Source organism: Azospirillum rugosum, from assembly GCF_017876155.1.
GTDB classification, from domain to species: domain Bacteria; phylum Pseudomonadota; class Alphaproteobacteria; order Azospirillales; family Azospirillaceae; genus Azospirillum; species Azospirillum rugosum.
Genome location: NZ_JAGINP010000037.1, coordinates 24,574 through 47,422 on the forward strand (window position 1 = coordinate 24,574; position 22,849 = coordinate 47,422).

Annotated in this window: 24 protein-coding genes; 15 read left to right on the forward strand and 9 right to left on the reverse strand. The window is 68.9% G+C overall.

The window, feature by feature from the left end; translation table 11 throughout:
* Positions 1–2 precede the first annotated feature (2 nt).
* The gene (locus J2851_RS33490) at positions 3–368 is read right to left on the reverse strand and encodes a hypothetical protein (RefSeq protein WP_209772797.1); all 366 of its coding nucleotides are present in this window, start codon (positions 366–368) and stop codon (positions 3–5) included.
* Positions 369–627: 259 nt separating this feature from the next.
* On the opposite strand from J2851_RS33490, the gene J2851_RS33495 reads away from it, so the two are divergent.
* From J2851_RS33495 to J2851_RS33520, 6 genes are all read left to right on the forward strand, one after another.
* A complete protein-coding gene (locus tag J2851_RS33495; RefSeq protein WP_209772799.1) occupies positions 628–1,683 on the forward strand; it encodes a C-terminal binding protein in 1,056 nt (351 codons plus the stop codon).
* Between the two features lie 14 nt (positions 1,684–1,697).
* Entirely contained in the window at positions 1,698–2,771 is a 1,074-nt protein-coding gene (locus J2851_RS33500) for an ABC transporter ATP-binding protein (protein ID WP_209772801.1), read from the forward strand.
* A 77-nt stretch (positions 2,772–2,848) separates the two neighbouring features.
* Positions 2,849–4,210: an ABC transporter substrate-binding protein gene (locus J2851_RS33505; RefSeq protein ID WP_209772804.1), complete on the forward strand. Its 1,362-nt coding sequence runs from the start codon at positions 2,849–2,851 to the stop codon at positions 4,208–4,210.
* 206 nt (positions 4,211–4,416) lie between these two features.
* Complete coding sequence (locus J2851_RS33510) at positions 4,417–5,283, forward strand: carbohydrate ABC transporter permease (protein WP_246501108.1); 867 nt, start codon at positions 4,417–4,419, stop codon at positions 5,281–5,283.
* Between the two features lie 13 nt (positions 5,284–5,296).
* Complete coding sequence (locus J2851_RS33515) at positions 5,297–6,187, forward strand: carbohydrate ABC transporter permease (RefSeq protein ID WP_209772807.1); 891 nt, start codon at positions 5,297–5,299, stop codon at positions 6,185–6,187.
* A gap of 2 nt (positions 6,188–6,189) precedes the next feature.
* Positions 6,190–6,894, forward strand: coding sequence for an RraA family protein (locus J2851_RS33520; protein WP_209772823.1), 705 nt, complete (start codon positions 6,190–6,192; stop codon positions 6,892–6,894).
* 18 nt (positions 6,895–6,912) lie between these two features.
* Here J2851_RS33520 and J2851_RS33525 read toward each other — a convergent pair whose 3' ends face one another.
* On the reverse strand, positions 6,913–7,056 hold the full coding sequence (locus tag J2851_RS33525; protein WP_209772825.1) for a hypothetical protein: 144 nt from the start codon (positions 7,054–7,056) through the stop codon (positions 6,913–6,915).
* Positions 7,057–7,224: 168 nt separating this feature from the next.
* Here J2851_RS33525 and J2851_RS33530 point away from each other — a divergent pair, with 168 nt between their 5' ends.
* Positions 7,225–7,977: an HAD family hydrolase gene (locus tag J2851_RS33530; protein WP_209772827.1), complete on the forward strand. Its 753-nt coding sequence runs from the start codon at positions 7,225–7,227 to the stop codon at positions 7,975–7,977.
* Here J2851_RS33530 and J2851_RS33535 read toward each other — a convergent pair.
* From J2851_RS33535 to J2851_RS33555, 5 genes are all read right to left on the reverse strand, one after another.
* On the reverse strand, positions 7,929–9,152 hold the full coding sequence (locus tag J2851_RS33535; RefSeq protein WP_209772837.1) for an NnrS family protein: 1,224 nt from the start codon (positions 9,150–9,152) through the stop codon (positions 7,929–7,931). The genes J2851_RS33530 and J2851_RS33535 overlap by 49 nt on opposite strands.
* A gap of 99 nt (positions 9,153–9,251) precedes the next feature.
* Positions 9,252–9,809: a hypothetical protein gene (locus tag J2851_RS33540; RefSeq protein WP_209772839.1), complete on the reverse strand. Its 558-nt coding sequence runs from the start codon at positions 9,807–9,809 to the stop codon at positions 9,252–9,254.
* 162 nt (positions 9,810–9,971) lie between these two features.
* Positions 9,972–10,520, reverse strand: coding sequence for a molybdopterin adenylyltransferase (mog, locus tag J2851_RS33545; protein ID WP_209772841.1), 549 nt, complete (start codon positions 10,518–10,520; stop codon positions 9,972–9,974).
* Positions 10,521–10,532: 12 nt separating this feature from the next.
* Positions 10,533–11,993 carry a cytochrome c oxidase accessory protein CcoG gene (gene ccoG / locus J2851_RS33550; protein ID WP_209772843.1) on the reverse strand — a complete coding sequence of 487 codons (1,461 nt, stop codon included), beginning with the start codon at positions 11,991–11,993 and terminating at the stop codon, positions 10,533–10,535.
* Between the two features lie 233 nt (positions 11,994–12,226).
* Positions 12,227–12,652, reverse strand: a complete 426-nt coding sequence (locus J2851_RS33555) for a YqaA family protein (RefSeq protein WP_209772847.1) — start codon at positions 12,650–12,652, stop codon at positions 12,227–12,229.
* A gap of 187 nt (positions 12,653–12,839) precedes the next feature.
* On the opposite strand from J2851_RS33555, the gene J2851_RS33560 reads away from it, so the two are divergent.
* Positions 12,840–15,473, forward strand: a complete 2,634-nt coding sequence (locus J2851_RS33560; RefSeq protein ID WP_209772850.1) for a PAS-domain containing protein — start codon at positions 12,840–12,842, stop codon at positions 15,471–15,473.
* A 140-nt stretch (positions 15,474–15,613) separates the two neighbouring features.
* On the opposite strand, the gene pyk is transcribed toward J2851_RS33560, so the two are convergent.
* Positions 15,614–17,056 (reverse strand): pyruvate kinase, encoded by a 1,443-nt coding sequence (gene pyk / locus J2851_RS33565; protein ID WP_209772860.1) that lies wholly within the window; start codon positions 17,054–17,056, stop codon positions 15,614–15,616.
* A 310-nt stretch (positions 17,057–17,366) separates the two neighbouring features.
* Here pyk and rpsM point away from each other — a divergent pair, with 310 nt between their 5' ends.
* From rpsM to J2851_RS33590, 5 genes are all read left to right on the forward strand, one after another.
* Positions 17,367–17,735 carry a 30S ribosomal protein S13 gene (rpsM, locus tag J2851_RS36165; RefSeq protein WP_209772863.1) on the forward strand — a complete coding sequence of 123 codons (369 nt, stop codon included), beginning with the start codon at positions 17,367–17,369 and terminating at the stop codon, positions 17,733–17,735.
* Positions 17,736–17,750: 15 nt separating this feature from the next.
* Positions 17,751–18,149: a 30S ribosomal protein S11 gene (gene rpsK, locus J2851_RS33575; protein ID WP_012974490.1), complete on the forward strand. Its 399-nt coding sequence runs from the start codon at positions 17,751–17,753 to the stop codon at positions 18,147–18,149.
* 124 nt (positions 18,150–18,273) lie between these two features.
* Positions 18,274–19,299 (forward strand): DNA-directed RNA polymerase subunit alpha, encoded by a 1,026-nt coding sequence (locus J2851_RS33580; protein WP_209772866.1) that lies wholly within the window; start codon positions 18,274–18,276, stop codon positions 19,297–19,299.
* A 218-nt stretch (positions 19,300–19,517) separates the two neighbouring features.
* On the forward strand, positions 19,518–19,940 hold the full coding sequence (gene rplQ, locus J2851_RS33585; RefSeq protein ID WP_209772869.1) for a 50S ribosomal protein L17: 423 nt from the start codon (positions 19,518–19,520) through the stop codon (positions 19,938–19,940).
* A 157-nt stretch (positions 19,941–20,097) separates the two neighbouring features.
* On the forward strand, positions 20,098–20,676 hold the full coding sequence (locus tag J2851_RS33590) for a YqaA family protein (protein ID WP_209772872.1): 579 nt from the start codon (positions 20,098–20,100) through the stop codon (positions 20,674–20,676).
* Positions 20,677–20,715: 39 nt separating this feature from the next.
* Here the strand turns inward: J2851_RS33590 and J2851_RS33595 are convergent, their stop codons facing one another.
* Positions 20,716–20,979, reverse strand: coding sequence for a hypothetical protein (locus J2851_RS33595; RefSeq protein ID WP_209772875.1), 264 nt, complete (start codon positions 20,977–20,979; stop codon positions 20,716–20,718).
* 121 nt (positions 20,980–21,100) lie between these two features.
* On the opposite strand from J2851_RS33595, the gene J2851_RS33600 reads away from it, so the two are divergent.
* Together J2851_RS33600 and J2851_RS33605 are read left to right on the forward strand one after the other, a co-directional pair.
* Entirely contained in the window at positions 21,101–21,505 is a 405-nt protein-coding gene (locus tag J2851_RS33600) for a hypothetical protein (RefSeq protein ID WP_209772887.1), read from the forward strand.
* A gap of 21 nt (positions 21,506–21,526) precedes the next feature.
* Positions 21,527–22,849, forward strand: coding sequence for a replication-associated recombination protein A (locus J2851_RS33605; protein WP_209772890.1), 1,323 nt, complete (start codon positions 21,527–21,529; stop codon positions 22,847–22,849).

The window sequence follows — 22,849 nt, forward strand, 5'->3', positions numbered from 1 at the left end:
CATCACTTCCCCTTGCACTTCGCCATCTCGTCCTCGCTGATCGAGAAGGCGTAGGCGTCGGTGCCCGACAGGGTGACGTTGCGCAGGACGCAGCTGCGCTTCTTCTTGTCCTTCACGCTGACGTCCCAGACGCCCGGCGTGACGTCGGACAGCTTCAGGCGCTCGTCCGCCTCCACCGTCTTGTCCTTGTCGTTCAGCGTCTGGTTCTTGCCCCATTTGTTGGTGTTGGGCTCGGCCAGCTTCAGCTCCGTGATCGTCTCGGTGGTCAGGTTCCAGAACTTCAGCGTCTGGGCCTTGGGGGTTTGGGCGTGGGCCGTGCCGGCGAGAGCGGTGGCGCAGAGAACGGTCAGGACGGTGGTGCGGAGCATCGGGATTCCCCTGGGGCGGGTGGCACGGACGCGCACAGCTTGCCCCCGGGCGAACCCGCCGCGACATTGGACGATGGTGCTACGTCCGTGGAAAGCCGGCGGCGGCACGATTATGTCTTACCGTCGAACAAACTATCAGCTACACTGACAATATAGCGAGCAAATCCCGGAGCAACCGGGACGCCGGTTTGGGAGGACGAGACATGCCCGTTTCCCGGTTCCGGGGGCCAACGCGCCTCCGACCCGGCGGGGAGGCGCCATGCGCGTGCTGATCCCCGACGCCAAGTTCACCGATCCCGCCGACATCGAACGAGAGGCCGTTGGGCTTCTGACGGGCGGCTCCGCCCTGGCCTTCATTCCGCACCACGAGGTCCAGCAAGCCGACATCGCGCCCGGCGAGTGGCCGTCCTGCGAGGGCGTGATCGCCTACGACGAGGTGCGGCTGGACGCGCCCTGGCTGAAGCGGCTGGAGCGCTGCCGGGTCATCGTGCGGGCCGGCGTGGGATTCGACAACGTGGACCTGGAGACGGCCGGCGCGCTCGGCATCGCGGTCTGCAACGTGCCGGACTATGGCACCACGGAGGTCGCGGACCACGCCATCGCCATGCTGCTGACCCTGGTGCGCGGCACCGCCAGCTACGACGCGGCGATCCGCGCCGACCTGGACGGGGGCTGGCACTTCGCGCGGGCGCCGCTGGTGCGCCGGACGCGCGGGCTGGTCTTCGGCGTGGTCGGGCTGGGGCGGATCGGGCTTGCCACCGCGCTGCGGGCCAAGGCCTTCGGCATGGAGGTGCTGTTCTTCGACCCGTACAAGCCGACCGGCACCGATCTGGCGCTCGGCTTCCGGCGGGCCGACAGCCTGTCGGCGCTGATGGCCGAGGCGGACGTGGTCAGCCTGCACACGCCGCTGACGCCGGAGACGCGGGGGATGCTGAACGCGACGGCCTTCGCCGACGCCAAGACCGGGCAGATCCTGGTGAACACCGCGCGCGGGCCGGTCGTGGTGCTCGACGCGCTGCTTGATGCCCTGCGCAACGGCCGGCTGGCCGGCGCCGCGCTCGACGTCATCCCGGAGGAGCCGGTGACCCGGATGGCCGACCACCCGCTGATCCGGGCGTGGCGGGCGCAGGAGCCGTGGATCGCCGGGCGCCTGCTGCTCAGCCCGCACGCCGCCTTCTTCGCGCCGGAAAGCATCCGCGACCTGCGCCGCAAGTCGGCGGAGACCGTGGCGGCGGCGCTGGGATCCGGTCGGCTCCTCAACTGCGTCAACCGCGCGTGGCTGTCGCCGCAGCGCGGCTGGTCAACCACCGCGTGACAGAAGGGGCGAACATGGCCTCCGTCGACATCCGTCAGGTCCGCAAGGCGTTCGGCACGTTCGAGGTGATCCACGGCATCGACGTGGACATCGGCGACGAGGAGTTCGTGGTTCTGGTCGGCCCGTCCGGCTGCGGCAAATCCACCCTGCTGCGCATGATCGCCGGGTTGGAGCCGATCAGCGGCGGCGAGATCGCCATCGGCGGCCGCGTGGTCAACATGGTGCCGCCGAAGGAGCGGGACATCGCCATGGTGTTCCAGAACTACGCGCTCTACCCCCACATGACCGTCTTCGACAACATGGCCTTCAGTTTGAAACTGCGCCACGCCGAACGGTCGGTGATCGAGCAGCGCGTGCGGCAGGCGGCGGACATCCTGGACCTGACCAAGTATCTCGACCGCTACCCCCGGCAGCTCTCCGGCGGGCAGCGCCAGCGCGTCGCCATGGGCCGGGCCATCGTGCGGGATCCGCAGGTTTTCCTCTTCGACGAGCCGCTGTCGAACCTCGACGCCAAGCTGCGCGTGCAGATGCGCACCGAGATCAAGGCGCTGCACCAGCGGCTGCGCACGACCTCCATCTACGTCACCCACGACCAGATCGAGGCCATGACCATGGCCGACAAGATCGTGGTGATGCACGACGGTCATGTGGAGCAGGTCGGCACGCCGCTGGAGCTGTACGACCGCCCGGTCAACCTGTTCGTCGCCGGTTTCATCGGCTCCCCCGCCATGAACTTTTTCGAGGGCCGGCTGCGCCGCGACGGTGACCGCGCCTGGGTGGAGGCGAAGGGCGATTTGGTGATGCCGGCGCCGCCCGGCGTGCGTGGAAACGACGGGCAGTCGGTCGTCTACGGCATCCGGCCGGGCCATCTGCGCCTCGCCTCCGACGCGGAGCAGGGCCTGCCCGCCGAGGTGGAGGTGGTGGAGCCGACCGGCGACAACACGTTGGTCTTCTGCCGGCTGGGCGACGCCGTCGCCTGCGCCGCGACGACCGAACGCTTCCCGCTACGGCCGGGCGAGCGGCTGCGGCTGGTGCCGCAGGTGGAAAACGGCCACGTCTTCGACGCGGCCACGGGGGTGCGTCTCTAGGATTTCATCGCAGGACCACCAAAAGCCGACCGGCATCCACAAGCCGGCCGACACGTCTCAACAAGGGAGGTGCGGTCATGGGTTTCAGGGAGGATGGTAAGGGAACGGAGTTCACGCGGCGCGATGTGCTGAAGGCGGGCGCCGCCGTGGCGGCCTTCGGTGCCGGACTTGCGGGCGCCGGCCTCGGGCATGTCGGCACGGCCGTGGCCCAGCAGCAGGACATGCATTTCGAGCCGGAAAAGGGTGCGGAGCTGCGCATCCTGCGCTGGAAGAAGTTCGTCCAGGGCGACGAGGACGGCTGGAACGCCAACACCCAGAAATTCACCGAGAAGACCGGCGTCAAGGTCCGTATCGACGCCGAGTCCTGGGAGGACATCCGGCCCAAGGCGGCGGTCGCCGCCAACGTCGGCAGCGGGCCGGACATCATCTTCGGCTGGTTCGACGACCCGCACCAGTATCCGGACAAGCTGGTCGACCTGACTGACCTCGCCACCTACCTCGGCAACAAGTACGGCGGCTGGTACGAGGCGCCGAAGCGCTATGGCATGCGCGACGGCAAGTGGATCGGCCTGCCGGTGGGGGCCGCCGGCAACTGCATCGTCTACCGCAAGTCCTGGCTGAACGAGGCCGGATTCGAGACGATGCCGCGGGACACCGACGGCTTCCTGAAGGCTTGCCAGGCCATGGCGAAGAAGGGCCACCCGGCGGGCTTCGCGCTTGGCAACGCGGTGGGTGACGGCAACACCTGGACGCACAGCATCCTGTGGGCCTTCGGCGGCCGGATGGTCGACGACCAGAACAACGTTGTCATCAACAGCCCGGAGACGGTCCGCGCGCTGGAGTATGTGGCGGAGCTGTACAAGACCTTCGCCCCCGGCACGCTGTCCTGGCTCGACCCCAACAACAACAAGGCCTTCCTGGCGGGAGAGATCGGTGTCACGGCCAACGGCATCTCCGTCTACTACTCCGCCAAGTCCTCGCAGGACCCGGCGATGCAGGCGATGGCCAAGGACATCGAGCACGCCAACATGCCGGTCGGTCCGGTCGGCCGCCCGACGGAACTGCACCTGTTCACCCAGGCCATGGTGTTCAGGCATTCCAAGTACCCGAACGCCGCCAAGGAATATCTCCGCTTCATGATGGAGAAGGACCAGTACGAGCCCTGGCAGCAGGCGGCCATCGGCTACATCACGCACCCGCTGGCGGCCTATGAGAGCAACCCGATCTGGACGGTCGATCCTAAGCATACGCCGTACCGCGACACGGTGAAGAACATGCTGTGGAACGGCTATTCCGGGAAGCTGGGGCCGGCGTCCGCGGCGGCGATGGCTGACTATGTGGTGGTCAACATGTTCGCCGAGGCGGCCAGCGGGCAGCAGACGCCGAAGGAGGCCGCGGCGAGGGCCGAGCGCCGGGCGGCGCGGTATTACAAGGTTTAGCGGCGTACTTTGCCCCCTCCCTAACCCTCCCCCGCCTTTGGCGGTGGAGGGAACGAGGCCCCCTCTCCCGCGCAAGCGGGGGAGGGATGGGGAGGGGGCCCCATATGGGGGCCTTCATGTTCGTCGACACGAAAACCCAACGCCGCGCGTCCGCGCGCGCCGCACCCGGCCCCCGGCGGTTCCGCCTGGGGGAGAGCCGGGGCGCCATGGGCTTGCTGTTCATGCTGCCGGCGGCGGCGGTGCTGCTGCTGTTCCTGGCCTATCCGCTGGGGCTGGGCGTCTGGCTCGGCATGACCGACACGCGGGTGGGGCGGGCCGGGCAGTACATCGGCATCGAGAATTACGAGATGCTGTGGACCGACAGCGTCTTCTGGACGTCGGTCTTCAACACGCTGCTCTACACCGTGGTGGCGAGCATCGCGAAGTTCGCGCTGGGGCTCTGGCTGGCGCTGCTGCTGAACCGGCATCTGCCGTTCAAGGCCTTCCTGCGCGCCATCGTGCTGCTGCCCTGGATCGTGCCGACGGCGCTGTCGGCCATCGCCTTCTGGTGGATCTACGACAGCCAGTTCTCGATCATCTCCTGGTCGCTGACCCGGCTGGGGCTGATCGAGCACAACATCAACTTCCTGGGCGACCCGGCCTGGGCGCGGGCCAGCGTCATCATCGCCAACGTCTGGCGCGGCATCCCCTTCGTGGCGATCACGCTGCTGGCCGGCTTGCAGACCATCCCGCCGTCGCTCTACGAGGCGGCGACCATCGACGGCGCCACGCCGTGGCAGCGCTTCCGCTACGTCACTTTTCCGATGCTGACGCCGATCATCGCCGTGGTGATGACCTTCTCGGTGCTGTTCACCTTCACCGACTTCCAGCTGATCTACGTGCTGACGCGCGGCGGGCCGCTGAACGCCACGCATCTGATGGCGACCCTGTCCTTCCAGCGCGCCATCCCCGGCGGCAACCTGGGCGAGGGCGCGGCCATCGCCGTCACGATGATCCCGTTCCTGCTGTCCGCCATCCTGTTCAGCTACTTCGGCCTGCAACGCCGGCGCTGGCAGCATGGCGGCAACGACTGAGGGGAGGCGTAGCATGGGCCTGTTCCGCAAGGGCGCCGAGGCCGAAGCGCCTGATGGTGCCGACTTCCTGGAATCGATCCCGCGCCGCGTGGTGACGCTGTGGATCCCGCTGGTCCTGTTCCTGGTCGTGCTGCTGTTCCCCTTCTACTGGATGGGGATCACGGCCTTCAAATCGAACGAGGAGCTGTACAACTACACCGACTTCAGCCCCTTCTGGGTCGTGCACCCGACGCTGGACAACATCCACCGGCTGTTGTTCCGCACCAGCTATCCGCAGTGGCTGCTGAACACCATGCTGGTGTCGGTGGTGTCCACTTTCCTGTCGCTGTTCTGCGCGGTCTGCGCCGCCTACGCCATCGAGCGGCTGCGCTTCAAGGGCGCGCGGTATGTGGGCTTGGCGATCTTCCTGGCCTATCTCGTGCCGCCGTCGATCCTGTTCATCCCGCTGGCCTCCATGGTCTTCGCCTATGGGCTGTTCGACACGAAGTGGGCGCTGATCCTCACCTACCCGACCTTCCTGATCCCCTTCTGCACCTGGCTGCTGATGGGCTATTTCCGCTCCATCCCGTTCGAGCTGGAGGAATGCGCCCTGATCGACGGGGCGTCGCGCTTGCAGATCCTGGTGAAGATCCTGCTGCCGCTGGCGGTGCCGGGTCTGATCTCCGCCGGCATCTTCGCCTTCACCCTGTCCTGGAACGAGTTCATCTACGCCCTGACCTTCATCCAGTCGTCGGAGCAGAAGACCGTTCCCGTGGGCGTGGTGACGGAGCTGGTGGAGGGCGACGTCTACCACTGGGGCGCCCTGATGGCGGGGGCGCTTCTGGGATCGCTGCCCGTCGCGATCCTTTATTCCTTCTTCGTGGAACACTATGTCGCCAGCATGACCGGAGCCGTGAAGGAGTGATCATGCAGGACCGCCTGAGCCAAACCGAGTTGGACGCGCTCGCAGCACTCGACACCCCGACCGTCTGCAACGCGCTGGAGCGTCTGGTGCCGGAACGGCGGGGCTACGGCTACACGACGCGGCCCTTCGTCTGCGCCGACCCCAGCGCCAAGCCGATGGTCGGCTATGCGGTGACCGCCACGGTCCGCGCGCAGCACCCGCCGCGCGAGGACGCCGCGACGCTGCGGGAGCGGCGGCTCGCCTGGTACCGGCTGGTGGATGCGTCGCCGCGGCCGTCCATCGTGGTGATCCAGGACCTCGACCAGCCCGCGGGCTATGGCGCCTTCTGGGGGGAAGTGCACACGGCGGTGCACCGGGGGCTGGGGGCGCTGGGCGCGATCACCGACGGCAGCATCCGCGACCTCGACCAGTGCGCGCCGGGGTTCCAGATGCTGGCGGGCTGCGTCGCGCCGTCCCACGCCTGGGTGCGGGTGGAGGCGATGGACCTGACCGTCACCGTGCACGGCATGACCGTCCATCCCGGCGACCTGATCCACGCCGACCGGCACGGCGCGGTGGTGATCCCGCATGCCGTCGCCCGCCAGGTGACCGAGGCCGCGGCGGCCGTCGCGCGCCGCGAGGCGGTGATCCTGGAGGCCACCCGCCAGCCCGGCTTCAACGCCGAGGCGCTGGCCCGCGCCATGGGAGCGGCCGACGAGATCCACTGACGGGGTGACAAAGAGTCCTCACAGCCGGATATCCACCTGGAACAGTTCGAGGTCCAGGAACTCCATCTTGCTGCGGGGCCGGTTGCGGCGGCGGCGCAGGTCGTGCACGGCGTTGCGCGCGCGGTCGAGGAGGGAGGTGTAGCTCTTGAGCGCGGTGCGCATGTCCGTTCATCCCGGTCGTTGAGTCCGTCGTCAGGCTGTGAACGGACAACAGCAATGCCGGGTTCATGTGACACTTTCTATCATGCCGCGACATGGCCCCGGAACAGGGCTCCCCGCCGCCTGTTCGCATGGGGCAAAGCCAAGGAAACGTAAGGTGAGGAGGCGGCAATGACCGGCATCATAAGGGCCGTCATCTTCGACGTGGACGGCACCCTGGTCGACTCGGTCGACCTGCATGCCCACGCCTGGGTGGAGGCGATCCGGCACTTCGGCTACCACGCCGATTTCGACGAGGTGCGCTCCCAGATCGGCAAGGGCGGCGATCAGCTCATGCCGAACTTCGTGCCCCAGAAGGACCTGGAGCGCATCCAGGACGAGATGGACCATTTCCGGCACGACCTGTTCGCCCGCAAATACATGCCGAAGGTGAAGGGTTTCCGCCGCGTGCGCGGGCTGTTCCAGCACCTGCACGCCGATGGTCTGCGCATCGCGCTCGCCTCCTCCGCCAAGGGCGACGAGCTGGAGCATTACAAGCAGGCCGCGGAGATCGAGGATCTGGTGGACGTCGAGACCTCCTCCGACGACGCCGACAAGTCCAAGCCGCATCCGGACATCTTCCAGGCCGCGCTCGACAAGCTGGGGCTCCAGCCCGACGAGGCGGTGGTGGTCGGCGACAGCCCCTGGGACGCCAAGGCGGCGACCCGCGCCGGGCTGCCGGTCCTGGGCGTCCTGTGCGGCGGCTTCGCGGAGCAGGACCTGCGCCGCGCCGGCTGCGCGGAGATCTACCGCGATCCGGAAGACCTCCAGCGCCGCTTCGCCTCAAGCCTCATCGGCCGGCACAGCCCGAAGACCCTAGGCAACCAGGCCGGGGCTCAGCCCGGCCGGCCATCGGCGCGCGGGCCGAGCAGGATGGGCGCGTAGGCGACGAGATACAGCGCGAAGGCGGCGATCCAGGCCATGCCGGCGCCCTGGAGGGCGTTCCAGTGCAGCTGGCCGGGCAGTTCCGGCGCCAGGACGCGGAGCAGGGCCGCGGCGGTCAGCAGGACATAGGCGGCGACCGTCGGACGGCTCACCACCAGAGCCCGCCCGGTGTGGCCCAGCGACGCGCGGGTCATGACGGCCACGATCATCGTGCTGAACGCCCCGGCGGTCATGGCGTGGAGCCAGGCGGACTCCGGCACAAAACCGCCCAGCGCGTGGCCGGCCTTCAGCGCCAGCGCCACGGGAACCCAGGCGTAGCCGAGGTGCAGGACCCACAGGATCGGCTGGTCGAGGGTCTTCAGCGGCTGCCAGCGGGCCAGCCGCGTCGCGTGGGCCGCCGCGGCGACCAGAGCGAGCAGGCCGGCGACAAGCGACTCCGGCAGCGCCAGGTCGGCCGGGATCATCAGAAGGGTCGACAGCAGGGTCGCCTTCTCCAGCCAGGGGAGCGGGTCCGCCGGGACACGCCGTCCACGGGCGGCCAGCGCGTTGCGGGTGAAGGCCGGCACGATGCGCCCGCCGATCACCGCGATCATCATCAGCACGACGCCGATCGCCAGCGACTCCCCATGGACGACGCCGTCCTCGACCACGCCCATCCAATCCAGGTGGAATCCGAGGTTGGCGAGGGTCAGGAGGGCGAGCAGCGCCAGGAAGGCGGTGTTGCGCAGCTTGCCCGCCGCCACCAGCGGCCGGGCCAGCGCGACGCCGAGCGCCGGGTAGAAGGCGAGGTCGATGGCGGCCGCCACCGGCAGGGCCAAGCCGGTGAAGGGCAGGACCGCGACGCGCCCGGCCAGCCACAGCCCGACCAGCAGGGCCAGCGGCGTTCCTGACAAGGCCTTCGTCCCGGTCCAGCTGGGCACCGCGGTCAGCAGGAAACCGGCGATGGCGGCGGCGACGAAGCCGAACAGCATTTCGTGCGCGTGCCACGCGCTCGCCCCGACGGGGGTGTCCGGCCAGGTGCCGGTGACCAGGATGGCGATCCACCCCGCCAGCAGGGCCGCGGCGGCCGCGCCGGACAGCAGGAAGAAGGGGCGGAAGCCGTAGGCGAAGATCAGCGGTGTCGGGCGACGGTCTGCCGCGCCGGCGACGGATTGGGAATTGGCGGAGTTGAGCATGGGGCGACCCGCGCGTTGAAGGGCATCGAACTTGCCCCACAGTGCGGCCGTCCGGCCCCATCCTCCTTGACCGCCGTCAACCCCGTCGGATCACCTTGCTCAGGCACCCGCGGCCAGCAGCCGCTTCAGCGCGTCGCGGGCCGGGCCGTCCAGCACCGGGACCCCGTCGCGGGCCTCCAGCACGAAGGAGCCGGGATCGGCCAGCGTGCGCATGGCGAAGCCGGCCACGCGCGGCGGGCCGGCGGACAGCGGCTCGTCCCCGTAGATAGGGGAAAAAGTGCAGCCCATCAGCATGGCGCGCAGCATCAGCGCCTCGTCGGTGGAGACGCCGGACGCCGGGCCGTTGATGCCGAACAGCAGCCGCTCCGCCTCGCCGTCGGTGACCAGCCCGCGTTCCAGCAGGATTTCAACCATGGCGGAGGTGGTCATCACCGGCGCCGCGCGCCCTTTCCAGCAGAAGCGGCCGTCGTCCCAGCCGATGTCCAGGCAGCGGTAGATCATGTGCGGATCGACCCCGCCCGGCGTGCCGGCGACGATGTAGTTGACCCGCAGAAGGCCGTTCCACGCGCCGGCCGGGGCGACGATGCACGAAACTCCGCGCCGGGTCAGGCGCAGATAGGTGTCGTTGATGCCCGAGGGCTCGAAGTCGAACAGCATGGCTGCCTCACCTTGATCGGGAGATCCTCGCTCCTCACGAACGAGAAAGGTGAGCCTCTGTTCCCGCATGGCAACATGGCCATGCGTACGATCCCCTTTTGCGTCGACGCGAAATGGCTATAGGCGGGCCGTCAGACCTTCGGCCCGACAAACCGCAGCCCGTCAGGCTTTCGGCCGGAAGGCCTGGCAGACCGCCGGGTCGGTGTCGATCCAGGCGCCGCCGATCAGGTCCAGGCAGTAGGGGATGGCCGGGAACACGGCCATCAGGCAGTCGTGGATGGCCGAGGGCTTGCCCGGCAGGTTCACGATCAGGCTGGTGCCGCGGATGCCCGCCGTCTGGCGCGACAGGATGGCGGTCGGCACGACAGCGAGGCTGACCGAGCGCATCAGCTCGCCGAACCCCGGCATCATCTTGTCGCAGACGGCCTCCGTGGCCTCCGGCGTCACGTCGCGCGGGGCCGGGCCGGTGCCGCCGGTGGTGACGATCAGGTCGCAGCCCTCGCGGTCGGCAAGTTCCGCCAGGGTGTCCTTGATGCCGTCGAGATCGTCGGGGATCACGCGGACCACCGGCTCCCACGTGGAGGCGATGATGCGGTCCAATTCGGCGCGGATCGCTGGGCCGCCCTTGTCCTCATAGACCCCCCGGCTGGCCCGGTCGGACACGGTGACGACGCCGATGCGCAGCGGGCGGTTCTTGCCGGGGGTGGTCATGATCGAGACTCGTCAGTTGGCCGGGCCGAGGAACACCGACTTGTAGGCGTCCTTGTCCCCGTTGGCGGTGTCGGTCAGCTGGAAAGTCAGCGGGGTCGACGCGGCGGTGACGGAGGCGCGGGGGGCGGTGACGTAGACCCGGTAGGTGGCCACGCTGTCCGGCGACGCGGAGATGTGGCTGGTGTGCTCGCCCGTCTCGGCCTCGTTCTCGCCCACCACCTTCACCTCGGCGCCGGGGACGCCGCCGGCGACCAGCGCGTAGGCGCGGTTCTGGCGGGTCTTGTTGGCGACCTTGAAGGTGTAGGCGTTGCGGATCGCGCCGTCCTGCAGCGTCACGAACAGCGGCGCGCGGTCGCGCTGCACGGAGATGTCCAGCCGCGGGCGCAGGGCGTAGGTCCAGCCCATGGCCCCGGCGATGACCAGCATCAGCAGGCTGTAGACGATGGTGCGCGGGCGCAGGAAGCGCCAGAGGTAAGGCTTGCCCAGCGCGCGGCTCTCCTGCGCGGCGAGGCTGTCGAAGCGGATCAGGCCGGTGGGCAGATTCTGGCTGACCATGATGCCGTCGCAGGCGTCGGCGCACAGGCCGCAGTTGATGCAGTCCGCCTGCTCGCCCGTGCGGATGTCCACGCCGACCGGGCAGACCTGCACGCACTGGCCGCAGTCGATGCAGTCGCCGAAGCCCTGGCCCCGCCGCTCGTCCCAGCTCTGGGACTTGCGCTTCGGGCCGCGCCGGTCGCCGCGCATGGTGTCGTAGGTGACGACGAGGCTGTGCTCGTCCAGCATGGCGGTCTGGATGCGCGGCCACGGGCACATGTAGTAGCACATCTGCTCGCGCGTCCAGCCGGCCATCACGTAGGTCATGCCGGCGAACAGCAGGAAGAAGCCCGCCGCCTCGTAGGTGGCGTCGAAGGTCAGCAGGTCCACCGCGAGCCGCGGCGCGTCGGTGAAGTAGGCGACGAAGCCGAAGCCGGTGACCGCGCTCAGCGCCAGCCAGCCGGCGTGCTTGCCGGCCTTGCGCAGGACCTTCCGGGTGGTCCAGGGCGCCTTGTCCATGCGGATGCGCTCCGCCCGGTCGCCTTCGAAGAAGCGCTCGATCTGCACGAACAGGTCGGTCCACACCGTCTGCGGGCAGGCGAAGCCGCACCAGACGCGCCCGGCCAGCGACGTCGCCAGGAACAGGCCCAGCGAGGCGATGATCAGGATGCCGGTCAGGTAGTAGATTTCCTGCGGCCAGATCTCCACCCAGAAGACGAAGAAGCGCGGGGCCGTCAGGTCGAGCAGAACCGCCTGGGCCGGCGCGTCGGGGCCGCGTTCCCAGCGGATCCACGGCGCGATGAAGAAGATCGCCAGCAGGACCCAGATCGCGATCGTCTTCAGTCGCCGGTAGCGGCCGGAGACGGCCTTGGGATGGATCGTCTTGTGGTCTTCGTACAGCTTGACTTTCGCCGGCGTGGCTAGGCTTCCGTCGGGCATATCGCGCGCCTTGGCTCCGAATGGGATCGCAGGACGGCACAATAGGCGACGCGGTCCCGTTTCCCCTTGATCACGGTCAATCCATCCGTGCCCGGGACGCGATGGGGACATCCCTTTGGGAGTACAAGGTCTTTTCCGCGGCGCGGCTGCCCGCCCGAACTGGGCGAAGGTAATACTTCGCCTGGAAGCCGGGCTCAAGGTCGTTTTCGCAGTGCAAAAATCCCCCGGCCTGTTTAGACCGCGGCAACCAACGCCGCGTAGCGCGCGCCCTTGCCCAGCGTCACCAGCAGCAGGAACAGCCGGAAGTCCACCCGCAGGATGCCGGCGACCAGCGTCAACGGGTCGCCGAGCACCGGCATCCAGGCCAGAAGCAGCGACCACACGCCGAAGCGCTGGTACCAGCGGGTCGCGCGGTCGACCATCGCCGGCTTGATCGGGAACCAGCGCCGGTCCTGAAAATGCATCAGGTAGCGGCCGATCGCCCAGTTGACCACGGAGCCCAGCACGTTCCCCGCCGTCGCCACCAGCAGCAGTGCCAGATGGTCGTAGGCGCCCGACGCGTGCATGCCGGCGAGAAGAAGCTCCGACTGGGCCGGAAAGATCGTCGCGGCGAGGAGAGCGGTCATGAAGAGACCGCCGTAGGCGGCGATGTCGGTCATCGGCGGAGGCCTGCCTTTCCCGTTGCGGCGGACGCGAACGTTAGAACATGGGGAGGCTGCGTCCGATCCACGAGGATGCGCCGATCCGTTCGCTGGAGCATGGGCGCTGCCGTGGAATTGGTGTATTGTTCCCGCAACCAGCCCGTGCCCGGTGCGGGCCGGGTCGCGATGCGGGGAGGATGCGCGTATGGCGGGTGCCGGTCTGGCCCGCTTCGATGCCGAAGGATGTCTGGTCTGGGCGAACCCGGCCTTTCGCGCCGCCCTTCCCTGGGCTTCGGGGGCAAGCCTGCGCGCCTTGCTCTCCGGTGTGGCGCCCCCGGACTCGGTCGAGCGGCTGGCGTCCGGCGGGACGGTCGCGGTCACCGCCGTCGACGGGCGCCGGCTGACGCTCGCCGCCGCAGAGGGGGAGGAGGGGGAGACGCTTCTCACCCTGGTCGAGGCCGGAGCGGACCGGGAGGCCTCGCCGGACCTGTCGGCCAACCGCGCGACCTTTCAAACCGTCTTCGACGCCATGTCCGACGCGGTCTGCGCCTTCGACGCGCAGATGCGGCTGGTCGTCTGGAACCGCCGGTACGAGGAGCTGTTCCGGCTGCCGCCGGGCCTGGCGGTGCCGGGCTGTCCCATGGCGGAGCTGATCCGCTACACGGCCATGCGCGGGGATTACCAGCCGGCCGTCGCGGAGGAGGCCGACCTCCAGCGCATCGTCGCGGAACGGTTGGAGCTGTGCCTGCCGGCGGATCCGCTGTCCTACCGCCTGAACCGGGCCGACGGGCTGATCCTCGACGTGCGCCATTCGCCGCTGCCGGGCGGCGGCTTCCTGCGCGTCTTCACGGACGTCACCGAACGCGCCCGCGCGGAGGAGGCGCAGGGCCAGATCATGCAGACCATCGCCTTCCCGCTGGTGGTGACCCGGGTGGCCGACGGCGTCGTGCTGGCCGGCAACCATCCGGCGGCCGAATTGTTCGGCGTGCCTGTGGCCGAGGCGGTGGGGCGCGCCCGCGCCTACGACTATTACAGCGACCCGGTGGAGCGGGAGCGGCTGCTGGAGGCGTTGCGCAGCGGCGGCGGCCGGGTGGATGCCTTCGAGACGCGGATGCGCCGGGCCGACGGGAGCGAGATGTGGGTGATCGCTTCCGCGCGCCTGTTCCGCTACCAGGGCGAATCGGCCATGCTCGCCTGCGTGACCGACATCACCGCCCGCAAGCGCGCGGAGCAGGCGCTGGAGGCGCAATGGACGCAGACCAGCGCCGTCCTGAACGGGCTGAGCCAGGGCGTCATGGCCTTCGACCGCGACCTGCGGCTGGTCGCCTGGAACCGGCGGGCGCTGGAGCTGCTGTCGGTGGACGCGGCGTTCGCGCGCTTCCACCGGCCTTTCGCAGAGATCGCCCGCCATGTGGCGGAGCGCGGCGGGTACGGCAAGGGTGGCCTGGACGCGTTGGTGGAGGAGCGCGTGGCGCGGCTGCGCGCAGCCGGCGGCGAGCTGCGGGAGGAGCGGGTCCGCGCGGACGGGCTCGTCGTCGAAAGCCTGACCACGCCGCTGCCCGAAGGCGGCATCGTCACCACCTACACCGACGTGACGGAGCGCAAGCAGGCGGAGCATGAACTGGCCGCCAGCCGGGAGCTGTTCGAACTGGCGATCCGCGCGGCGCGGGAGGGCATCTCCCAGTGGGACCTGCGCACGAACGAGCTGTGGTTCTCACCGCAATGGTGGGGCCTGCTCGGCTACGGCGAGGAGGAGATGTCCAACACGTTTGCCCGCTGGACGGCGCTGATCCTGCCGGAGGACCGGGAGGCCATGCTCCGTCTCGTGGACGAGTTCGCGGCCGGAACGCGGGAGGAATGCCAGCTCCTGCAACGCTACCGGCACAAGGACGGGCATGTCGTCCACCTCTTCACCCGCGCGATCCGCGTGGTGGATTCGGACGGCCGGGCCTTCCGCATCGTCGGCTCGCACACCGACGTCACGGAACGTGTCCGCGCCGAGGAGCAGGCCCACGCCGCGCGTGAGGAGGCGGAATCGGCGCTGCGCAACCTGAAGGAGGCGCAGGCCCATCTGGTCCAGTCGGAGAAGATGGCGGCGCTCGGTTCCCTGGTCGCCGGCGTCGCGCACGAGATCAACACGCCCGTGGGCATCGCGCTGACCGGCGCGTCCCTGCTGTCGGAACGCATCCGGCTGATCCGCCGCGATTTCGAAGCCGGGCAGATCCGCAAGCCGGACTTCGCCGACTTCCTGGACACGGCGAGCGAGGCGACGCAGCTGATGCTGCTGAACATCGACCGGGCCGCCCAGCTGATCCAGAGCTTCAAGCAGATCGCCGTGGATCAGGCGAGCGAGGAGCGGCGGGTCTTCGACCTGCGCGACTACATCCACGAGATCCTGCGCAGCCTCGGCGTCCGCATCAAGCGGGCGGCGCACACGGTGATCGTCGACTGCCCGGACGACCTGCTGATCGACGGGTATCCGGGGGCGGTCAGCCAGGTGCTGACCAATTTCGTGATGAACTCGATCATCCACGGCTTCGCCCCGGGCCAGCACGGAACGCTGCGCGTCACCGTGCGCAGCGTCGGCGAGGACGAGGTGGAGCTGGTCTACGCCGACGACGGCCGCGGCATCCCGCCGGACCTGCACGGCCGAATCTTCGACCCCTTCTTCACGACCAACCGCGGGTCTGGGGGCAGCGGGCTCGGCCTCAACATCGTCTACAACATCGCGACCCGGACGCTGAAGGGGCGCATCGCGCTGGACAGCGTCCCCGGCCAGGGCACCACCTTCACCCTGCGCTTCCCCCGCGTCGCCCCGGCGGAACTGGTGGTGGCGTGAGGGGAGGGGTTGCTTTGGGCCCCCACCCAACCCTCCCCCACCTTCGGCGGGGGAGGGCTTTTAGGGACGAGCGGCGGCAGTCCCATCCCTCGCCGAAGGTGGGGGAGGGTTAGGGTGGGGGCCCAGTGCGACGATTTCCCTCAATCCGCCCCCACCCAGGCGATCCGCAGGATGTTGGTGTTGCCGGGGGTGCCGAAGGGCACGCCGGCTGTGATGACCAGCCGCTGGCCTTCCACCGCCAGCCCGTCCTCGTGGGCGCAGCGGGCGGCCTTCTGGACCATCTCGCTGAAGTTGGCGACGTCCGCCGAATGGACGCTGTGGACGCCGTAGGCCAGTTGCAGGCGGCGCGCCGTCTCCAGGCTGGAGGTCAGGCACATGATCGGCACCTCCGGCCGCTCGCGGGCCGCGCGCAGCGTGGTGGAGCCGCTGGTCGTGTAGGTGACGATGGCGGCCGCCTGGATGGTGTGGGCGACCTGCCGCGCCGCCGCGGTGATGGCGTCGGCGGCGGTGTGCTGCGGGTCCGGATGCTGGGCGTCCATGATGGTGCGGTAGAGCGGGTCCTGCTCCACGCGCCGGGCGATGCGGTCCATCATCGACACCGCCTCGATGGGGTAGCTGCCGGACGCCGTCTCGGCCGACAGCATCACCGCGTCCGCCCCGTCATAGACCGCGGTGGCGACGTCCGACGCCTCGGCGCGGGTGGGGGCGGGGGCGCCGATCATCGACTCCAGCATCTGCGTCGCCACGATCACCGGCTTGCCGGCGCGCCGCGACTCGCGAACGATGCGCTTCTGGATGGAGGGCACGTCCTCCGCCGGCAGCTCCACGCCCAGGTCGCCGCGGGCGACCATCACGCCGTCCGACAGCTCGATGATCTGGTCGAGGTGCTGGATGGCCTGCGGCTTCTCCATCTTGGACATCAGCGCGGCGCGGCCGGCGATCAGCTTGCGCGCCTCCGCCACGTCGTCCGGACGCTGCACGAAGGAGAGCGCCACCCAGTCCACGCCCTGGTCCAGCGCGAAGGCCAGGTCCTCATGGTCCTTCTCGGTCAGCGGCGACAGCGGCAGCACCACGCCCGGCACGTTCACGCCCTTGCGGTCGGACAGGCGCGTTCCGGACACCACGACGCAGTCCGCATGGTCCGGGCTGCAATCCAGCACGCGCAGCCGCACCTTGCCGTCGTCCACCAGAAGCTCGGACTCGGGCTCCAGCGCGGCGAAGATCTCCGGGTGGGGCAGGCCGACGCGGGTCGCGTCGCCGGGCGCGGTCGACAGGTCCAGGCGAATGCGGTGGCCGGCGCCGACGGTCACCGGGCCGGCGGCGAAGGTGCCCAGCCGCAGCTTCGGACCCTGGAGGTCGGCCATGACCGCGATGGGGTGGTCCAGCTCCGCCTCCAGCGCGCGGATGGCGGCGAGGCGCCGCCCGTGGTCCTCGTGCGTGCCGTGGCTGAAGTTCAGGCGGAACACGTCCACGCCGGCCTCGAACAGGCTGCGGATCATCTCCGGCGAGGAGGACGCCGGCCCCAGCGTGGCCACGACCTTGGTCAAGCGGAAGCGTCGAACGGGGCTGCCTGTGCGGATCATCGGTCGTGCCTTCGGGATCGTGCCTGCGGAGGGGGCGGGATTCTCGTCGCGCTTGCGCATCTCAGAAGCTGCGGCGATGCTTGTCAACGGCGGGAAAGCCGCAGGCGTCGCGCAGGCCGCGCGAATTGCGCCGGGCATGCTGAATCGCCTTGACAAGAATTCGACTTTTTCTATATTCGGCCCCTCCCTGCCGCCCAGACGGGCCGGCGGGTATCTTTTGCGTCCCGAGGTCGGGTCCCCCGGCATTGGGAAACAATCGGTGTGTAGGCAGCCCACAAGGGTTGCCGTTGAGATATCGAGGAGAGCAGGCGTGGCGCGTATCGCTGGCGTCAACATCCCCGCGCAGAAGCGCGTGGAGATCGGGTTGACCTACATCCATGGCATTGGTCCGTTCAAGGCCAAGGAAATCTGCACGAAGCTGAGCATCCCGGCCGAGCGCCGCGTGAACCAGCTGACCGACGACGAGATCCTGAAGATCCGCGAGACCATCGACGCCGAATACCAGGTCGAAGGCGACCTGCGCCGTTCGGTCGCGATGAACATCAAGCGTCTGATGGACATGGCCTGCTACCGCGGCCTGCGTCACCGCAAGGGCCTGCCGGTCCACGGCCAGCGCACCCACACGAACGCCCGCACCCGCAAGGGTCCGGCCAAGCCGATCGCCGGCAAGAAGAAGTAAGAGGACGAACCAACCATGGCTAAGCCCTCCGCCGCTTCGCAGCGTCTTCGCCGTCGTGAGCGCAAGAACATCACCGCCGGCGTCGCCCACGTGAACGCCTCCTTCAACAACACGATGATCACCATCACCGACGCGCAGGGCAACACCATTGCCTGGTCGTCGTCGGGCACGATGGGCTTCAAGGGCTCGCGCAAGTCGACGCCCTACGCCGCCCAGGTGGCTGCCGAGGACGCCGGCCGCAAGGCTCAGGAGCACGGCATGAAGACCCTCGAGGTCGAGGTGAAGGGTCCGGGTTCGGGCCGTGAGTCGGCCCTGCGCGCCCTGCAGTCGATCGGCTTCCAGATCACCTCGATCCGCGACGTCACGCCGATTCCGCACAACGGCGTCCGTCCGCCGAAGAAGCGTCGCGTCTAAGCATTCTGTTCACTCCGCACCCGCGGGGACCCACCGTTCCGGGACAGGCGCCGCAGCCATCGCGGCGCCATCGGATGGGAACGGTCGGTCGCCGCGGGCCTGCGTCCAACCGATGGCATGAGGTATGACTGTGGCTCTTCAGAAGAACTGGCAGGAACTGATCAAGCCGAACAAGCTGGACATCCAGCCCGGCGACGACGCCGACCGCACGGCCACCGTGGTGGCTGAGCCGCTGGAGCGCGGCTTCGGCCTGACGCTCGGCAACGCGCTGCGCCGCGTTCTGCTGTCCTCGCTTCAGGGTGCGGCCGTGACGTCGATCCACATCGACGGCGTGCTGCACGAGTTCTCCTCCATCCCCGGCGTGCGCGAGGACGTGACCGACATCGTCCTCAACATCAAGTCGATGGGCCTGCGCATGGGCGGTGACGGCCCGAAGCGCATGCGCCTGCGCGCCGAAGGCCCGGGTGAGGTGAAGGCCGGCATGATCGAGACCGGTGCGGACATCCAGGTGATGGACCCGGATCTGGTCATCTGCACGCTGGACGCCGGCGCCCGCCTGAACATGGAACTGACGGTCGAGACCGGCAAGGGCTACGTCCCGGCCAGCCAGAACCGTCCCGAGGACGCGCCGATCGGCCTGATCCCGGTGGACGCCCTGTTCTCGCCGGTCCGCAAGGTGTCCTACAAGGTCGACAACGCCCGCGTCGGGCAGGTCACCGACTATGACCGCCTGTCGATGGTCGTCGAGACCAACGGCGCCGTGAAGCCGGACGACGCGGTGGCGCTCGCCGCCCGCATCCTCCAGGACCAGCTGCAGCTGTTCATCAACTTCGAGGAACCGACCCACGCGGTCGCCGAGGAGAAGCACGAGGAGGTTCCGTTCAACAAGAACCTGCTCCGCAAGGTGGACGAGCTGGAACTGTCGGTCCGTTCGGCCAACTGCCTGAAGAACGACAACATCGTCTACATCGGCGACCTGGTGCAGAAGACCGAGGCGGAGATGCTCCGCACCCCGAACTTCGGCCGCAAGTCGCTGAACGAGATCAAGGAAGTGCTGGCCCAGATGGGTCTGCACCTGGGTATGGAAATCCCGAACTGGCCGCCGGAGAACATCGAAGAGCTGGCCAAGCGTCTGGAAGAGCCGTACTAAGTCTCGTCGTTTTTTGCCCCCTCCCTAACCCTCCCCCGCCTTCGGCGAGGGAGGGGACCAATCTCCCTCTCCCGCGTGAGCGGGGGAGGGTCGGGGAGGGGGCGCAAGTTCCCAGGGCCGCAACTGGCCCGCCCCGCGCCGTACCAACCATTGCGGATTGGGCGGCGGGGTTCACCACCGGCTCCCCGAGGGGGGCCACGCCATGAAGGAGGACCGTCATGCGTCACGGCGTTTCCGGACGTAAGTTCAGCAAGACCAGCAGCCACCGCAAGGCCATGTTCTCGAACATGGCGAACGCGCTGATCAAGCACGAGCAGATCAAGACCACCCTGCCGAAGGCCAAGGATCTGCGCCCGATCATCGAGCGCCTGATCACGCTCGGCAAGAAGGGCGGCCTCGCCAACCGCCGTCTCGCCTTCGCGCAGCTGCGCGACGACGCGATGGTGGCCAAGCTCTTCACCGTGCTGGCCGACCGCTACAAGGACCGCCAGGGCGGCTACTCCCGCGTCCTGAAGGCCGGCTTCCGCTACGGCGACGCCGCCGCCATGGGCGTGATCGAGCTGGTCGACCGCGACGTCGACGCCAAGGGCCAGGACTCCGGCCCGGTGGAAGTCGCCGAGGAGACCGAGGCCGCGGCCTGATCTCCGAGACCCGATGAAATCCCGTCGTTGCCATTGCCCCCGCGGCTTCGGCAACCGATATGGGTGATCGACCGGCCCTCCCTCCGGGTTCATTCCCGGGGGGAGGGTTTCCGGTGTCTGGGTTCCGTTACGGACGGGGGAGCGCCGCGCGCGCGGTATGCTGAGACCTCTCTACAATCGCATCCTGCAGCTCTCCGCCCGTAAGGACGCCGTCTGGTGGATGGCCGGCGTGTCCTTCGCGGAAAGCTCCTTCTTCCCGCTTCCGCCGGACGTGATGCTGGTTCCGATGTGCCTGTCGGAACCGAAGAAGCTCTGGCGCTACACGAACATCTGCGCGCTCGCCTCGCTGATCGGAGGGCTGTTCGGCTACGCCGTCGGCTTCTACCTGTTCGAGAGCATCGGCCGCCTGATCATCGATTTCTACAACGCCCAGGACTCGTTCCAGCGGTTCCAGGACATGTTCGCCGAGTTCGGCCCCTGGTTCCTGATCCTGAAGGGCGTGACGCCGATACCCTACAAGCTGCTGACGATCACGGCCGGATTCGCGCACCTCGACCTGACGGTGTTCATCCTGTGCTCGATCGTGGCGCGATTCTCGCGATTCTACATGATCGCCATCCTGCTGCACTTCTATGGGCCGCAGGTGCGCGACATCATCGAGAAGCGGTTGATGCTGGTGACCACCGTGCTGCTGGTGATCGTCATCGGCGGCCTGCTCAGCTTCAAGTTCGTGTAGAGCGCAGCGCCCCTCCGTGTGGGGAGGGGCGCGGCACCGTCAATCCGGCATGCCCTGGTCCTGCGAGTCGCGCCGGGACGGGGGCAGGGCGGCGCGGTCACGGCGGTCGCGCAGCACGATGAAGCCGATGGCGGCGGCCATCGCCGCTCCGCCCAGCACCGGGACGATGAGTTCGCCGACGCTGACGTCCGGCCGTGCCAGCATGCGCCCGACCAGCATCACGAGGCCGATGGCGAGCAGGGCCACGAAGACGATGATCGAACTGCGCCGGCGTGGAGGCTGACCTCCGCTGGTGGGGCCCATTTGAGTCATTCCCTTATCGCTTGCCTTCCCGGCATAGTGGGCGCCGAGCCCGCGGCCGGTCCATTCCGGACCATCCGCCAACCACAGGGGCCGTGCAAGAACAATGGGAGCCGTAGCCGCGATGTTCCGTCCGATCACCATCCTTGGGCCGGTGCTGGCCTTAGCCCTCGTCGCGCTGTCCGCCTGCTCGGACGGCCCGGCCCGGCGGTCCGGCCCCGCGGCCGGTGGCCCGGCGCCGACCGCCTCCACGGCGTCGCCCGGCACCTCCGCCCCGCAGCGGTCGCTGCCCGCGACGCGTCCGGGGACGGACGACCAGTCGCTGCGCCTGGGCGGCACGGGCGACGGCAGCGGCGATTCGTGCCGCGTGCAGTGCGAGCGCAGCAACAACTCCTGCATGGACTCGGTCGCCGCCCGCTCGCAGAGCGGCGTGGAGCGCCCGGATCGGATGGAGCCCTTCACCCCGACCGACAATTGCCAATACCAGCTGCGCCAGTGCTACCAGCGCTGCGGCGCGGCGACTCGCTGAGGTCGTGAGCCTGGGGTCGCGATGAGCAAGCGCGCCGACACCGGCGGCACCGGCGGCCTGTTCGAGGCGGGTGCCCCCCGCCCGCTGGCCGACCGGCTGCGCCCGCGCACCCTCGGCGAGGTCGTCGGGCAGGAGCATCTGCTGAAGCCCGACGGCCCGCTCGGCCGCATGGTCGCGGCGCGGCGGCTGGCCTCCATGATCCTGTGGGGGCCGCCCGGCTGCGGCAAGACGACCATCGCGCGCCTGCTCGCCCAGTCCACCGACCTGCATTTCGAACCGCTGTCCGCGGTCTTCTCCGGCGTCGCCGACCTGCGCAAGGTCTTCGACGCGGCCAAGGCGCGCCGCGCCGCGGGGCAGGGCACGCTGCTGTTCATCGACGAGATCCACCGCTTCAACCGGTCGCAGCAGGATGGATTCCTACCCTATGTCGAGGACGGCACGGTCACGCTGGTCGGCGCCACGACGGAGAACCCGTCCTTCGAGCTGAACGCCGCCTTGCTGTCCCGCGCCCAGGTCTTCGTGCTGAACCGGCTGGACGACGCGGCGCTGGAAAAGCTGCTGTCGCGCGCCGAGGCGGAGATGGGCCGCTCCCTGCCGCTGGAGCCGGACGCGCGCGCCGCGCTGAAGGCCATGGCCGACGGCGACGGCCGCTTCTGCCTGAACCTGTGCGAGGAGCTGTTCGCCCTGCCGGAAGGCACGGTTCTGGACAACAACGGCCTCGCCACCACCATCCAGCGCCGCGCGCCGATCTACGACAAGGCGCAGGAGGGGCACTACAACCTCATCAGCGCGCTGCACAAGTCACTGCGCGGCTCCGACACCGACGCGGCGCTCTACTGGTACAGCCGCATGCTGGAGGGCGGGGAGGACCCGCGCTACATCGCCCGCCGCCTGACGCGATTCGCGGTCGAGGACATCGGGATGGCCGACCCCAACGCCCTGACCCAGGCCATCGCCGCCTGGGACGCCTACGAGCGGCTGGGCAGCCCGGAGGGCGAACTGGCCATCGCGCAGCTGGTCATCTATCTCGGCACCGCGCCCAAGTCGAACGCCGGCTACACGGCCTACAAGAGCGCCGTGCGCGCCGCCAAGGAGACGGGCAGCCTGATGCCGCCCAAGCACATCCTGAACGCGCCGACCAAGCTGATGAAGCAAATCGGCTATGGTCAGGGCTACGCCTACGACCACGACACGGCCGACGGCTTCTCCGGCCAGAACTACTTTCCCGACGGCATGGCGCGGCGCGACTTCTACCAGCCGGTGGAGCGCGGATTCGAGCGCGAGATCAAGAAGCGCCAGGACTACTGGGCGAAGCTGCGGGAACGGAAGTCGGGCGAGGGGTGA

Coding starts and splice junctions, on each gene's coding strand:
- J2851_RS33490 (WP_209772797.1), bottom strand. CDS start 368: ATGCTCCGCACCACCGTCCTGACCGTTCTCTGCGCCACCGCTCTCGCC.
- J2851_RS33495 (WP_209772799.1), top strand. CDS start 628: ATGCGCGTGCTGATCCCCGACGCCAAGTTCACCGATCCCGCCGACATC.
- J2851_RS33500 (WP_209772801.1), top strand. CDS start 1,698: ATGGCCTCCGTCGACATCCGTCAGGTCCGCAAGGCGTTCGGCACGTTC.
- J2851_RS33505 (WP_209772804.1), top strand. CDS start 2,849: ATGGGTTTCAGGGAGGATGGTAAGGGAACGGAGTTCACGCGGCGCGAT.
- J2851_RS33510 (WP_246501108.1), top strand. CDS start 4,417: ATGGGCTTGCTGTTCATGCTGCCGGCGGCGGCGGTGCTGCTGCTGTTC.
- J2851_RS33515 (WP_209772807.1), top strand. CDS start 5,297: ATGGGCCTGTTCCGCAAGGGCGCCGAGGCCGAAGCGCCTGATGGTGCC.
- J2851_RS33520 (WP_209772823.1), top strand. CDS start 6,190: ATGCAGGACCGCCTGAGCCAAACCGAGTTGGACGCGCTCGCAGCACTC.
- J2851_RS33525 (WP_209772825.1), bottom strand. CDS start 7,056: ATGCGCACCGCGCTCAAGAGCTACACCTCCCTCCTCGACCGCGCGCGC.
- J2851_RS33530 (WP_209772827.1), top strand. CDS start 7,225: ATGACCGGCATCATAAGGGCCGTCATCTTCGACGTGGACGGCACCCTG.
- J2851_RS33535 (WP_209772837.1), bottom strand. CDS start 9,152: ATGCTCAACTCCGCCAATTCCCAATCCGTCGCCGGCGCGGCAGACCGT.
- J2851_RS33540 (WP_209772839.1), bottom strand. CDS start 9,809: ATGCTGTTCGACTTCGAGCCCTCGGGCATCAACGACACCTATCTGCGC.
- mog (WP_209772841.1), bottom strand. CDS start 10,520: ATGACCACCCCCGGCAAGAACCGCCCGCTGCGCATCGGCGTCGTCACC.
- ccoG (WP_209772843.1), bottom strand. CDS start 11,993: ATGCCCGACGGAAGCCTAGCCACGCCGGCGAAAGTCAAGCTGTACGAA.
- J2851_RS33555 (WP_209772847.1), bottom strand. CDS start 12,652: ATGACCGACATCGCCGCCTACGGCGGTCTCTTCATGACCGCTCTCCTC.
- J2851_RS33560 (WP_209772850.1), top strand. CDS start 12,840: ATGGCGGGTGCCGGTCTGGCCCGCTTCGATGCCGAAGGATGTCTGGTC.
- pyk (WP_209772860.1), bottom strand. CDS start 17,056: ATGATCCGCACAGGCAGCCCCGTTCGACGCTTCCGCTTGACCAAGGTC.
- rpsK (WP_012974490.1), top strand. CDS start 17,751: ATGGCTAAGCCCTCCGCCGCTTCGCAGCGTCTTCGCCGTCGTGAGCGC.
- J2851_RS33580 (WP_209772866.1), top strand. CDS start 18,274: ATGACTGTGGCTCTTCAGAAGAACTGGCAGGAACTGATCAAGCCGAAC.
- rplQ (WP_209772869.1), top strand. CDS start 19,518: ATGCGTCACGGCGTTTCCGGACGTAAGTTCAGCAAGACCAGCAGCCAC.
- J2851_RS33590 (WP_209772872.1), top strand. CDS start 20,098: ATGCTGAGACCTCTCTACAATCGCATCCTGCAGCTCTCCGCCCGTAAG.
- J2851_RS33595 (WP_209772875.1), bottom strand. CDS start 20,979: ATGGGCCCCACCAGCGGAGGTCAGCCTCCACGCCGGCGCAGTTCGATC.
- J2851_RS33600 (WP_209772887.1), top strand. CDS start 21,101: ATGTTCCGTCCGATCACCATCCTTGGGCCGGTGCTGGCCTTAGCCCTC.
- J2851_RS33605 (WP_209772890.1), top strand. CDS start 21,527: ATGAGCAAGCGCGCCGACACCGGCGGCACCGGCGGCCTGTTCGAGGCG.